The sequence below is a fragment of the Flavobacterium kochi genome (genome assembly GCF_048286715.1).
Lineage (GTDB): Bacteria > Bacteroidota > Bacteroidia > Flavobacteriales > Flavobacteriaceae > Flavobacterium.
In genome coordinates, this window is the sequence record NZ_JBLVPW010000017.1 from 38673 (window position 1) to 52413 (window position 13741).

Consider the following 13741-nt stretch of genomic DNA (forward strand, 5'->3'; position numbering starts at 1 on the left):
TTGCAAGCTAATGGCTTTCTTAGTAGAAGAATTGTGATTTCAAATAACCGGTATTATCGCTGCCAACAATCGCATTCTCTGAAATCTTTTCGGTTGGGTAATTTTCTAAATCGTATGCAAAGGAATTTTTATAAAATTTAGCGGAAGATGCTATCTGGTCACCTTTTGTAGTACTTATAATCACTGTACTTATCAGACTATTATTCGACGAGATGGCTTCATTATAATCCAATAGTTTTTTGTACCCCAATACATTATACAATGGATTGTGTTTAGAATCATAATCAAAGCTTATACTATATTGAGACAAAACACCTAATCCGGTGTTATCCAATATTCTTTCGTCTTTGATGAAATTTTCGTTTTGAAAATACAAAATTCCATGATACATTTTCACTTCCTGATTCCCTGAATTAATGGCTAGTTTTTCATAGGAAACAGTTTCATCTGAATTATGGATATAGTTTATTATATACTTGTTTGCAGATTTTACACGCACCAATTCACCGGTGACATACGTATATTCAATAGTTTCAGAAAGTTGATTTGTTTTATCTAACGTTACTATTTTAGAGATCAAACCATTTGTATAAGTAAAATCAGTATGTTTCTGAACGCCATCAATACTTACTATTTCAGTACCATTATACGTAAACAAAGTGGTTGCTGAAGTTCCGTCTGATGCAGTGGTAACTATTTTTTTTAGCAATTTTATGCTATCATCCTTATCACTTGAACACGAATAAAGAGTCGATAAAAAAATCGATAATACACAAAATATTTTTTTTGCTTTTTTCATAATAATAAACAAATCGTATTCTCCTTTATCAAACCGTTTGGGTCTATATAAATCAAACGTAAAAAAATAAAATAAGAGGTACAATATTCATCGCTACAATCCCTATATTTCGGTTAAACTACTATTTTTAAACCTAGTAGTAACACTATCTGAAACCCTACACTACAGCCTATTGAACAAAAAAACAAACCCTTTTAGAACGTATACTCTAAAAGGGCTTCTATTATAAAAAAATAAATTTGTTTTACTTTACGAATTCAACCGATTTTTCCAATGCGTTCTGAATTCCGGCCACATTCTTTCCTCCGGCTGTAGCAAAGAACGGTTGTCCTCCGCCTCCACCTTGGATAAATTTACCCAATTCACGAACTACTTGTCCGGCATTTAGGTTTTTATCTGCAACCAATTCTTTCGAAATATAACAGGTTAACATTGGTTTTTCCTCCTCGGCTGTTGCCAAAACCAAAAACAGGTTTTTTCCTAAATTTCCTAATTCATACGCCAAATCTTTTGCTCCTTCCGGATTCAGGTCCACTTGTTTCGCCAAGAATTGAATACCGTTTATCTCCTGTATTTCTGACGTTAAACTCGCTTTCAAATTTTTAACTTTGTCTTTCACCAAAGCCTCAATTTGTTTCACCAATTTCGCATTTTCTTCTTGCATCGAATGAACGGCTTTCAAAATATCCTGAGGGTTTTTCAAAGCAGTTTTTACTTCATTCAATGTGCCTTCATACGAAGCAAAATGAGCTTTAACGGCATCACTTGTAATGGCTTCGATACGACGAATTCCCGCAGCAACCGCTCCTTCTGAAACGATTTTGAAATGCCAGATTTCAGCAGTGTTTTTTACGTGGATTCCTCCGCACAATTCCATACTTGCGCCAAATTTGATAGCACGAACCTCATCTCCGTATTTTTCTCCAAAAAGCGCCATCGCTCCTTCTGAAACAGCTTGGGCAAACGGAATATTTCTTCTTTCTATAAGTGGTAATTGCTCCTGGATTCTTGCATTTACAAAATCCTCGACCTGTTGCAATTCGGTTTCCGTCATTTTAGCAAAATGAGAAAAGTCAAAACGCAGATAGTTTGGATTTACCAGTGACCCTTTTTGTTCTACATGCGTCCCTAAAATACTTCTCAACGCCTGGTGCATCAAGTGTGTCGCCGAGTGATTTCTGGAAGACAAATTTCTCAAATCCTGATTTACTTTTGCTATAAAACCAGCGTTTACATTTTCCGGTAATTTTTTTGCAAAATGCAAAATCAGGTTATTTTCTTTTTTAGTATCAATGATTTCTATGGTTTCATTTGCAGAAACCAAAGTTCCTTTATCACCAACCTGTCCTCCGCCTTCTGGATAGAATGGCGTATTGTCTAAAACGATTTGGTATAAAACCCCGTCTTTTTTACTGTCAACTTTACGGATGCGAGTGATTTTTACTTCGTTTTCTGTTTGGTCATACCCGACAAATGTTTCTACATTTCCAGGAATCAACACGGACCAATCTTCAGTAGAAACTTCTGATGCGGCGCGTGAACGTTTTTTTTGTTCCTGCATGGCGGCGTTAAAACCAGCTTCGTCCAGTTCGAATCCTTTTTCTCTAAGAATTAATGCCGTCAGGTCAATTGGAAATCCGAAAGTATCGTATAATTCAAATGCTTTAGTACCTGACACTGTTGTCCCTTTAGTTTCGGCAACTACATTTTCCAGCAATTGTAATCCTTGATCCAAAGTCCTTAAGAACGATGCTTCTTCTTCACGAATCACATTAGTAACCAATTGTTGCTGTGATTTGATTTCTGGAAAAAATTCCCCCATTTGATTGGCTAAAACTGCGACTAATTGGTTGATGAACGGTTCCTTGGTATTCAAGAAAGTAAATCCGTAACGAATCGCACGACGCAAAATTCTACGAATTACATAACCAGCACCTGTGTTTGACGGCAATTGTCCGTCAGCAATAGCAAAAGCCACGGCACGAACGTGATCTACCACTACACGAATAGCTATATTGGTTTTGTTTTGGGCTTCGCTGATATTTAAAACTTCGTTTGAAGTGTATTTTAATCCTGTAATTTGCTCTACTTTTTCAATAAGTGGCGTAAAAACATCCGTATCATAATTGGAAGTTTTTCCTTGCAATGCCATACACAAACGCTCAAACCCCATTCCGGTATCAACATGTTGTGCCGGTAATTTCTCTAAAGAACCGTCCGCTTTACGGTTAAACTCCATAAATACGTTATTCCAGATTTCCACCACCTGTGGATGGTCATTGTTTACTAAACTCTTTCCGGAAACCTTCAATTTTTCTTCTTCCGGGCGTAAATCCACATGAATTTCAGAACAAGGTCCACAAGGTCCCTGGTCTCCCATTTCCCAGAAATTGTCTTTCTTGTTTCCAAGAATGATTCTGTCCTCATCAATCAGTTCCTTCCAAATATCCCAAGCTTCCTGATCGAATGGTACGTTTTCTTCTGGATTTCCTTCAAATACGGAAACGTATAAATTTTCTTTTGGTATTTTATACACTTCTGTTAAAAGTTGCCAAGCCCAGTTGATCGCTTCTTTTTTGAAATAATCCCCAAAAGACCAGTTACCAAGCATTTCAAACATGGTGTGGTGGTAGGTATCAAAACCTACATCTTCTAAGTCATTATGTTTTCCTGAAACACGAAGACATTTTTGTGTATCGGCAATTCTATTGCTTTTTGGCGTGGCATTCCCAAGAAAATATTCTTTGAACTGGGCCATTCCCGAGTTGTTGAACATCAGGGTTGGGTCATCTTTTAGAACTATGGGTGCAGATGGAACGATTAAGTGCCCTTTTGATGCGAAAAAATCTAGAAATTGTTTACGTACGTCTTGTGATTTCATTTACTAAAATTTGTTTAAAGTTTAAAGTTTAAAAGTTTGTTAAACCTAAAACCATCTTTAAATATTTGATTTAAATTATTGTTATTTTGCCTCAGATAGCAGTGAAAAGTTTCGCAGTTTTGAAATTTATTTTTTCCTGAGATGGCAGAGCGACCGGAGGAAGCCCCCACTGGCACGTTAGAAAAAAAGATTTCAACAGCAGAACTTGCAATGAATAGCTGCAATAGGCACATTATTATATTTATTCCTAAAAAAAAGCGCTGAACAAATGAAACATTTATTAAATTTGTTCGACTAACATTTTACAATGTGCAAAAATAGGGTATTTTAAAACATGGCGAAAGTAAAATATTATTACGATTCCGAAAATCTAGCATACCGAAAAATTAAAGTAAGAAAAAGAAAGAAATTTGGTGTTATAGCCTTATTTTTAGTGGCTTCGGCATTATTTGGATTTTTATGTTTCATTGTTTTATTGAACACTCCTTATTTTGAAACGCCAAAAGACCGCTTACAGGCACGTGAAATTGAAAATTTGAAGTTGAATTTTTCTATTTTAAACAAGAAAATGGATCAGGTTGATAATGTGGTTGCAGATATTGAAGACAGAGACAACAATTTGTATCGGGTTTATTTTAATATCTCGGCGATTCCTGACTCGGTACGAAAATCCGGTTTTGGAGATATCAACCGATATAAAAAATTAGCAGGTTATGACAATTCACAACTGGTAATCAATACGACAAAAAGAGTTGATATGCTTACCAAAGAATTAGTGATTCAGTCGAAATCACTGGATATTATTTTGGATCTGGCTAAGGCTAAAAATAAATTTCTAGCAGCGATTCCTGCTATTCAGCCTGTAAGGAATGAGAATTTAAAACGATTGGCTTCTGGTTTTGGATACCGAACGGATCCCTTTACGAAAGCGAGAAAAATGCATAAAGGGATGGATTTCTCTGCCAACATAGGAACTCCGATTTATGCTACGGGAGACGGAGTTATAGCAAAGGCGGACAATACGGCTTCCGGTTATGGGAACCATATTGTTATTAACCACGGTTACGGTTATGAAACCTTATATGGGCATTTAAGCAAATATAAAGTCCGGGCGGGGCAACACGTAAAACGCGGCGATGTTATAGGATATGTAGGCAGTACCGGAAGATCCGAAGGACCGCACTTGCATTATGAAGTGCACAAAGATGGGAATGTCGTGAATCCATTGAATTTTTATTACGGAAATATTTCAGCAATTGAATATGTTGCCATTTCAAAATTGGCTAACCAGGAAAATCAATCATTAGACTAATGCACAAAAGAGTGTCAAGTCCACAAAAATAGCGTTCAGAAAAAAGATTAAAATAAAAAAACATGCATATTGAGCTTTCTAAAGATAAAAGATATTACAGCATAGGCGAAGTGGCCAAAGCATTTGACGTGAATGCCTCACTGATTCGTTTTTGGGATAATGAATTTGATATTCTGAAGCCGAAAAAGAATGCGAAAGGCAATCGCATGTTCACTCCGGAAGATGTGACAAATTTACAACTCATCTTTCATTTAGTGAAAGAAAGGGGTTTCACACTGGAAGGTGCCAAAACACATTTGAAAGAAGGTCAGAAGAAAACCCTGGATAAATTTGAAATTATTCGAAAACTAGAAACAATACGAACACAATTAACAAATATTAAAAATCAACTGTAGTTTGTTGATTTGAGATTTTATAAAAATAACAATTAAACACTAAACTTTAAATTAAACAAAAATGGATTTTAAAAAATTTTTACCTTGGATTATTGCAGCAGTATTAATTATTGGAATTTACAGCTGGGTTAAAGGGATTAATAATACTGCAGTAACTTTGAACCAAACCGTAGAGCAATCTTGGGGAGACGTACAAACGGCTTACCAAAGAAGAAACGACCTTATTGGTAATTTAGTAAATACAGTAAAAGGAGCCGCTGATTTTGAAAAATCTACTTTAACTGCTGTTATTGAAGCTAGAGCAAAAGCTACTTCGGTAAAGATTGATCCAGCAAATATTACTCCGGAACAATTAGCTGAATTCAACAAAGCACAAAGTGGTGTGAGCAGCTCTTTGTCAAGATTATTAGTAACCGTTGAAGCGTATCCTGATTTGAAAGCAAATCAAAATTTCTTAAAATTACAAGACGAACTGGCTAGTACAGAAAATCAAATTCTTACTGCAAGAACCCGTTTTAACGAAGCGGTAAAACCCTACAACTCACATATTAAAACGTTTCCAAATTCACTATTTGCGGGACTGTTCGGTTTCAAAGAAAAAGCATATTTTAATGCTGTAGAAGGTGCAAACAAACCCGTTGAAGTAAAATTCTAATCTAAAAACAATGTCAAAAGTAGAAGATTTTTTAACCAAAGAAGAAGAACAAGCAATTGTTGAAGCTATTCGCATGGCCGAAAAAAATACTTCTGGCGAGATTAGAGTACATATAGAAAAAACAACTTCCGAAGTACCTTTTGATAGGGCTTTGGAAGTTTTTCATGAACTCAAAATGGATGAAACCCAGCTTCAAAATGGCGTTTTAATTTATCTGGCCGTTACAGATAAAAAATTTGTAATTTGTGGAGATAAAGGAATCAATGATCTTGTCGCCAATGATTTTTGGGATACTACAAAAGAAATTATGAAGAACCATTTTAAAAATGGCAACTTCAAACAAGGACTTATTGATGGAATTTTAATGGCTGGGGAACAATTGAAAAAGCATTTCCCATGGTCAGCAGACGACACCAATGAATTATCAAACGAAATATCTAAAGGATAATGATTTTACTAAAAAAGAATACTACAATTTTCCTAAAGCTATTCCTTTGTTTCCTATTTTCACAAATAAGCTTTGCTCAGTTTACCATTCCTGAAAAGCCGAGTTTTCAGACTTCAGTTTATGATTATGCGAATATTTTAAGTGCAACTGAAAAAGCACAATTAGAAGAAAAGCTCATTAAATATTCTGATTCGACAACAACGCAAATTGTGATTATTACCATCGAAAGCCTTAAAGGAGAAGATATTGGCATTCTTACTCCAAAATGGGCACAAACCTGGGGTATCGGTGGAACAGCAAAAGAGGATAATGGTGTCCTTATTTTATTGGCTAAAGCCGAAAAAAAAATATGGATTTCACCAGGCTATGGACTTGAAGATCGCTTAACAGCTGGAATTGGCGGAGAAATTACCCGAAATATTATTATTCCAGAATTTAAAGCCGGAAGTTATTACAAAGGTCTTGATAAAGGTACCGATGCCATAATTGATGTTTTTAAAGGAAAATATAAAGGAGAACGAAAACAAATCAAGGGAAAGGAAAAAGGCTTTCCAATCATGCCAATTATAGTGATAGTCATTATTATTCTTGTACTAATTTCAAGAAATAAAGGCGGAGGCGGAAATTCTGGCAACAGAGGCCGTGGACCTAGTTTATTGGATGTAATTATTCTGAGCAGCCTTGGCAGAAACAGCGGCGGCGGAGGCTTTGGTGGTTCTTCCGGTGGTGGTTTTGGAGGCGGCGGCGGCGGTTTCGGTGGTGGATTTGGCGGCGGTGGTTTCTCAGGCGGTGGATCTGGTGGAGACTGGTAGCTTTCAGCTGTCGACATTCCGTTTGAATCCATCCGTTCAAGACTACATTCAACATTTAAAAAACCACAATACTTTTAAAATTATAAATAAAAATAGTTATGTTTGTTTTTCCTTTCATTTTATAAATTTGAAATCGGATCTAATACCTAATATATTATTATAAAACAAATTAAAAATGCTTTCACATAAAGCCAAATATGCGCTCAAAGCATTATTGTTTTTAGCGCAACAGGACGAAAATCATATTTCTCGTACTATTGAAATTGCCGAAGCAGCCAATATTCCAAAAAAATTTTTGGAACAGATTTTATTGGATTTAAAACGCGGACATTTTGTAGGAAGCAAGCAAGGTAAATTTGGAGGTTATTACCTTTTAAAATCCAAAAACGATATTACTTTAGCGGATATCCATCGGTTATTTGATGGCGCAATTGCATTACTTCCATGTGCATCATTAAATTTTTACGAACCTTGCTCCGATTGCACCAATGAGTCTGAATGCCTGCTACGACACGGGTTAATGACCATTCGAGATGAAACTTTAAAGGCTATGAAAGGCATTACTATTGCCTCGTTAGTAGAAAAATAAAAAAATATTTTTAAAACTCTACTATTTTCATAGAATTAGTTATATATTTGCCTCGAATTTAAGACATAATCAAACAATCCAATTTTAAACTATGAAAACGTATTTAAACACGTTCGTTGCTTTAAATGAACAAGCAGGAAATAAACGAGTAATTACAAGTAAAAAAAAGAATCTTCAAATGATGTGTATGTGCTAATAAGTAAAAAAAATTTAATTTAAACTCTACTAATTACATATAATAAACATACAATGAAGCCAATTGATACAAAAATAATTACAACGCTATTATTATTATTCATTTTCTCTCTCTCTTTTGCGCAAACCGCAGTTAGCGGTGTAGTAACGAATAGCCAAAATACACCTTTAGAAGGTGCTAACGTGGTATTAAAAGGCACCAGATATAGTGCTACTACAGATGCCAGCGGCAAGTTTACTATTGAAACCCAAGAAAAACTTCCTTACTCACTTATTGTACAATATGTGGGATCTAAATCTAAAGAAGTTACAATTACGGAACTACGAGATACGCCTTTAGAAATAACTCTTACTGATGACAATGTGCTTGTTGAAGTGGTCATCACATCAAGACGCAGAATTGAAAAAGCACAAGACGTTCCCATTCCAATCTCCGTTGTGAGTGGAAAACAGGCCGAGGAGGCCGGTGCTTTCAACGTTAACCGTTTGAAAGAACTGGTGCCATCCGTTCAATTGTATTCGTCAAATCCACGAAACACAACCATTAACATTCGAGGTCTTGGTTCCACTTTTGGTCTTACTAACGATGGTATTGATCCAGGTGTTGGTTTTTACGTTGACGGGGTTTACTACGCCCGTCCGGCTGCCACAACACTAGACTTTATTGACATAGATCGGATTGAGGTATTACGTGGACCACAGGGGACGTTGTTTGGTAAAAACACGACTGCAGGTGCTTTTAACGTAACCACTCGCAAGCCGAGCTTTACTTCAGGTGCTAACTTTGAGGTTAGTTTTGGAAACTACGGATTTCTTCAGGCTAAGGCCTCTATCACTGGTGCTTTAAGTAAAAAATTTGCTGGACGATTGTCGTTTTCCGGAACGCAACGTGATGGTCTAATCGAAAATGTAGCCACAGGAAAAAGGGTAAACGACCTGAATAATCAAGGAGTAAGAGGACAGTTACTTTATACACCAACAGAAAACACAAATATTACTTTGGCGGCAGATTTTTCGCGTCAGCGTCCCGATGGATATGCGCAGGTTATTGCAGGTGTTGCCCCTACTAAACGTGCCGCTTACCGTCAATTTAATCAGATTATTGCTGATTTAAACTACAGCCTTCCAAGTACCAATGCATTTGACCGTAAAATTGATCACGATACCCCTTGGCGTTCAGGACAGGATTTAGGAGGGATATCACTAAATATAGAAACTAAAATTGGAGAAGGAACACTTACTTCAACCTCAGCTTGGCGCTATTGGAACTGGGATCCTTCCAATGACAGAGATTTTACAGGACTTCAGGTACTTAAACTTTCTCAAGCCACATCAAAACATCAACAATGGTCACAAGAGATTCGTTACGCTGGAGATTTTTCCCGCAGGCTAAGTGGTGTGATCGGTGTATTTGTAATCGGACAGGAGCTAAAAGCAGATCCTATACAGATTGAGGAAGCTGGATCCGCACAGTGGCGCTTTTCTCAGGATACGCCAAACGATTCCAATGGCTACTCACTATGGCAAACACCTGGACTTTTAAATGGATACGGAATCAAAACCAAAAATACACTCAACACATTCAGTGGGGCACTATTTGGTCAGCTTGATTGGGAAATTACCGATGGTCTTCACTTTTTACCTGGTCTAAGATACAATTATGACAAGAAGAAACTTGACTATAGTAGAGAGACCTACGGAGGTCTGCAAACAAACGACCTAGCTTTACTTGCGTTGAAAAAGAAGGTTTATTCTAATCAGGCTTTTAAAGTGGATGTAGACGACACCAACTTTTCCGGAAATTTAACACTGGCTTACAAAGCTTCTGACCGTGTCAATACCTTTGCAACTTATGCTAGAAGTTATAAACCTGTGGGGGTTAATGTGGGTGGTATACCTACTGATGCTAATGGTCCGATAATCGCACTTGCTGAAATAAAACCTGAAGAAGTAAATCACTTTGAAGTTGGAGTGAAGACTACCCCTTTTGACCGTACGATATTGAATTTCACAGTTTATAATACAGACATCAAAAACTATCAAACACTGGTTCAAAGTCCTGATGTGAGTTTAAACCGTGGTTATCTTGCCAACGCAGAAAAAGTACGTGTACAGGGTGCTGAACTTGATGCCAGCGTTACAGCAAACAAACACCTGTCGTTTAACGGTGCAGTATCTTACACCGATGGTAAATATGTTGTTTTCAAAAATGCACCTCTGCCACTAGAAGAAACTGGATTAAAGGATGCAAATAATATTGCGATCTATTCTAAGGACATTTCAGGTGGTGCGCTACCTGGAATCTCAAAATGGGCAGGATCTTTAGGCGGGGAAATCTCTGATTCGGGGAAATTATTCGGTAATGTTGGGAAGTTCTTCTTTGCCTTAGACACTTACGCTCGTTCTTCATTCTCTTCGAGCGCCACTCCTTCAAAATACCTTGTAGTTGATGGTTATGCCCTGGTTAATGGTCGTATTGGTTTCCGTGCTTCAGAAGGCTTATCAGTTTTCTTATGGGGACGCAACCTATTGGATAAGGATTATTTTGAACAATTATTGCCTGCAGGCGGTAATGCTGGACAATATGCTGGTGTATTAGGAGATCAAAGAACGTATGGTATCACTTTAAGATATTCATTATAGTTACAAAACACTTTCAGAGTCATAGTATACTTTTCATTAGCATTTATAGTGTAAGACCTAAATTTTAAAAAAAGTAGATCCAAATACAGTAAAAAAAAGAACCCCCAAATTAAGTTTTGATGGTTCTTTTTGTTTTATCCAATACTACCGACTACTCTATTACAAATAGCAGCTTGTCTTTTGGGACAACTTCTATTTGTAATCCTCTCCCCTACTTTCTCCTCTATCTTCTCCTCTGCCTTCTCTCCTGTTTTCATTTCTTGGAGGCCTTTTCATTCCTGAAAAATCCTGAATTTTATAGGTTACCGAAAACATGGCATAACGCTTTAAAACCGTATTTTCTTCATCGCGAATTGTGGTAGCAGAAATGGTTCTTGAGGAACTCTGATTCTGATTCAAAACATCGTACACTTTTAATTTTGCAATCATTTTTTTATTAAAGAAACCATACGACAAACTTGTATTCCATAAATAAAAATCTTTCTTGAAACCGCGGGCAATATTCGAATTGTAGGTATACCCCAAATCATTTCCGAAAACCCAGTTTTTAGGCCAATAATTGGTGGTTTGCAAATTAATTCTATGCACTACATTGGAGCTGGCTTTTGTCAAATAATTAGTGTATCTTGATTCATCATAGGACAAACTATAGGTAGGCGCTATGGTTAACAGTTCTCCATAATCATAGGTAACATAAATTCTTGGTGTAATTCCCAATGATTTTGCATCATATAAAACCGCATTGGTAAATCCTCTGGTCAAAGAATAACTACCATTCAGACCGATACCATACTTTAAAACATTTCCATCCTTTTTTATCGATTGATTCCAATTTCCACCCATCAAAGCAGAATAAGTTCCTGAAACATTCCCGTAGGTTGTGATCCCTTTTCTATTGGCATCATAGGTTGTGGTTGTAATAACCTGACTATCATTATACTCCCCTTTTAGATACAAATCATAGCCCGAACGGGTACGGAAATCAAAATTTCTAAAAGTTAAATTTGCACTGTGCTTCTCATTAGGATTCAAATTTGGATTTCCTACAATGGTATTTAATGGATTGGCCAAATTTTCCACCGGTAACAATTGATTTGTGGAAGGAAGACTAACCACATAGTCATATTTTGCTGTTATGAATTTTGATTTCTCAAACTTGTATCTAATTTGTACTCCTCCAATAGGTAAAATATATTTTTTATTTAAATCCGTATCTTTATTCAGATAAAAGGAATGATTGTCAAACTGCACAATCGAAGTCGTTGAATTCAGGTTAAAAGTAAATTTATTTTTTTGGAAAGTAACGCCTATTTTTGGGCTAACCCTGTTTTGTTTTGATGAAATAAAATTAGACAACGGATCATTAATAATGGTATACGATTGAGACAATGCATCATAATCTAAGGTTTGCACTTTGCTTATTGCATTCGAACTGCTATACTCACCCGCAAAACGAACACGCAATGAATCCGTAATTGGTTCTGTATATTCGATTTCCGCAGTATAAAAGTCACTTGTGTTCCCGTTTTTCACCATCTGATTTCTCTCATCGTTGGGCTCTCCATTTTGATAAAAAATAGTTTTAGAAGTACTCAAACCATCGGAATCACTATTTGTATTGCTATTCTCAAAACCAATACTCAAATTTCGGGATTTCTTTTGAAATGATTTATTGAAGTTAATGGTATTCCCAAAATTGGTCGAATTACTTTCTCTGTTGGAATTAGAAGTACTTTCATTTAAAGGGTCTTCATTTTCGTCTCTGGATAAACTGGAGGAAGAGGAATTGCTATGCGAATTGGATTTACTCAATTTTGGAACAACAACGATTCTCATTGTTGGATCTATTTTGTATTCAAACTCAAAATTCAATTTATTTCCCGTGGTTTCAGATTTTGATTTCGATCCAGATTCCGTTGAGAAACCACCCGTAGGCAAAAATTCAACTTGCTTAGACTTACTTGCATTTTCCGTTATGGCATTATTAAAAGAATAACTTCCGGTTGTTTGAAAATCTTTAAACCATTCATCTGAATAATTTAATCCCGCAAGATTCGACCGAGTGATTCCTTTGCCTCCGCCAGCAGTTTTAGAACCTCCTCTGCTGTTTCTCCCTCCACCCATATTATCAAATACTTCATCCATCGAAAAACCGGATGAATTGATATTATTGGAAGATCCCAGCACACTTATCTTTCGTTTATTATTGAAAAAATTCATTATCAAACTACTCTCGTACCGCTCAGATGTACCATAACCTCCTAAGAATTTTCCAAAAAAACCTTTGTTTTTCTTCTCGTCAATAGTCAGATTGATGCTTGAATAATCTGAAGTGGACTCTTGTTTGGACAATTCTTCTTTTTTGGTTTTGAAATCCGATACCTGAATTTTATTAATAATCTCCGCTGGCAAGTTTTTTAAAAGCAATGCCCCGTCTTTATCAAAAAAGGCTTTCCCATTTACCAGAAACTGGGTCACTTCTTTACCGTTTACTTTAATTTTTCCCTCATTATCAACTTCAAATCCGGGTAATTGTTTTAACAACGTTTCTACACTGGAGTCCGGGCGTACCTTAAAAGAATTGGCATTGAACTCTAATGTATCTTTTTTAATACGAATTGGAGGAGCTTCACTTTTTATAATTACACCGGCTAAGGCATTTACATTTTCTAATAAATAGACTTTCCCAAAATCTTTATTCTCAGTAATTTCCTTTTGTTCTTCCACCTCAGTTTGATATCCCATATAAGAAATCTTCAAAAAAACAGGCTTTTCATATTTTTTGGTCGCAATTTTAAAAAAACCATTTTTATCGGTAGTGGTGTATTCTAATACTACAGAATCTTTTACCGTCGAAAAATAAACTGTTGCTGCCTCTAAAGGAATCTGGGTAGTAACGTCGAGGACCGTTCCTTTAAGAATCAACTCCTCTTGAGCATTGGCAGAAAAACAAAAAAACAAAAAAAGCAAAAAAAAGTACAATTTAGACATCCAGAAATTTATTTAAATAAA

The 13741-nt window shown here is 36.2% G+C and carries 10 protein-coding genes; 7 read left to right on the plus strand and 3 right to left on the minus strand.

Features of this window, described 5'->3' with window-relative positions:
- Positions 1-19: 19 nt before the first annotated feature.
- Positions 20-709 (minus strand): hypothetical protein, encoded by a 690-nt coding sequence (locus ACNQGH_RS15380; RefSeq protein ID WP_417956908.1) that lies wholly within the window; start codon positions 707-709, stop codon positions 20-22.
- A 334-nt stretch (positions 710-1043) separates the two neighbouring features.
- Positions 1044-3680: an alanine--tRNA ligase gene (gene alaS, locus ACNQGH_RS15385; RefSeq protein ID WP_417956909.1), complete on the minus strand. Its 2637-nt coding sequence runs from the start codon at positions 3678-3680 to the stop codon at positions 1044-1046.
- A 334-nt stretch (positions 3681-4014) separates the two neighbouring features.
- Here alaS and ACNQGH_RS15390 point away from each other — a divergent pair, with 334 nt between their 5' ends.
- From ACNQGH_RS15390 to ACNQGH_RS15420, 7 genes are all read left to right on the plus strand, one after another.
- Positions 4015-4992: a M23 family metallopeptidase gene (locus ACNQGH_RS15390; RefSeq protein WP_417956910.1), complete on the plus strand. Its 978-nt coding sequence runs from the start codon at positions 4015-4017 to the stop codon at positions 4990-4992.
- Between the two features lie 62 nt (positions 4993-5054).
- Positions 5055-5387, plus strand: a complete 333-nt coding sequence (locus ACNQGH_RS15395; RefSeq protein ID WP_035670311.1) for a MerR family transcriptional regulator — start codon at positions 5055-5057, stop codon at positions 5385-5387.
- 61 nt (positions 5388-5448) lie between these two features.
- Positions 5449-6042: a LemA family protein gene (locus ACNQGH_RS15400; RefSeq protein ID WP_417956911.1), complete on the plus strand. Its 594-nt coding sequence runs from the start codon at positions 5449-5451 to the stop codon at positions 6040-6042.
- 10 nt (positions 6043-6052) lie between these two features.
- Positions 6053-6490, plus strand: a complete 438-nt coding sequence (locus tag ACNQGH_RS15405; protein WP_417956912.1) for a TPM domain-containing protein — start codon at positions 6053-6055, stop codon at positions 6488-6490.
- A complete protein-coding gene (locus ACNQGH_RS15410; RefSeq protein ID WP_417956913.1) occupies positions 6490-7302 on the plus strand; it encodes a TPM domain-containing protein in 813 nt (270 codons plus the stop codon). The genes ACNQGH_RS15405 and ACNQGH_RS15410 overlap by 1 nt, the downstream gene beginning before the upstream one ends.
- 175 nt (positions 7303-7477) lie before the next feature.
- The gene (locus tag ACNQGH_RS15415; protein ID WP_417956914.1) at positions 7478-7891 is read left to right on the plus strand and encodes an RrF2 family transcriptional regulator; all 414 of its coding nucleotides are present in this window, start codon (positions 7478-7480) and stop codon (positions 7889-7891) included.
- Positions 7892-8140: 249 nt separating this feature from the next.
- Positions 8141-10729 carry a TonB-dependent receptor gene (locus ACNQGH_RS15420; RefSeq protein ID WP_417956915.1) on the plus strand — a complete coding sequence of 863 codons (2589 nt, stop codon included), beginning with the start codon at positions 8141-8143 and terminating at the stop codon, positions 10727-10729.
- A 192-nt stretch (positions 10730-10921) separates the two neighbouring features.
- On the opposite strand, the gene ACNQGH_RS15425 is transcribed toward ACNQGH_RS15420, so the two are convergent.
- Positions 10922-13720 carry an outer membrane beta-barrel protein gene (locus tag ACNQGH_RS15425; RefSeq protein WP_417956916.1) on the minus strand — a complete coding sequence of 933 codons (2799 nt, stop codon included), beginning with the start codon at positions 13718-13720 and terminating at the stop codon, positions 10922-10924.
- Between the last annotated feature and the right edge of the window lie 21 nt (positions 13721-13741).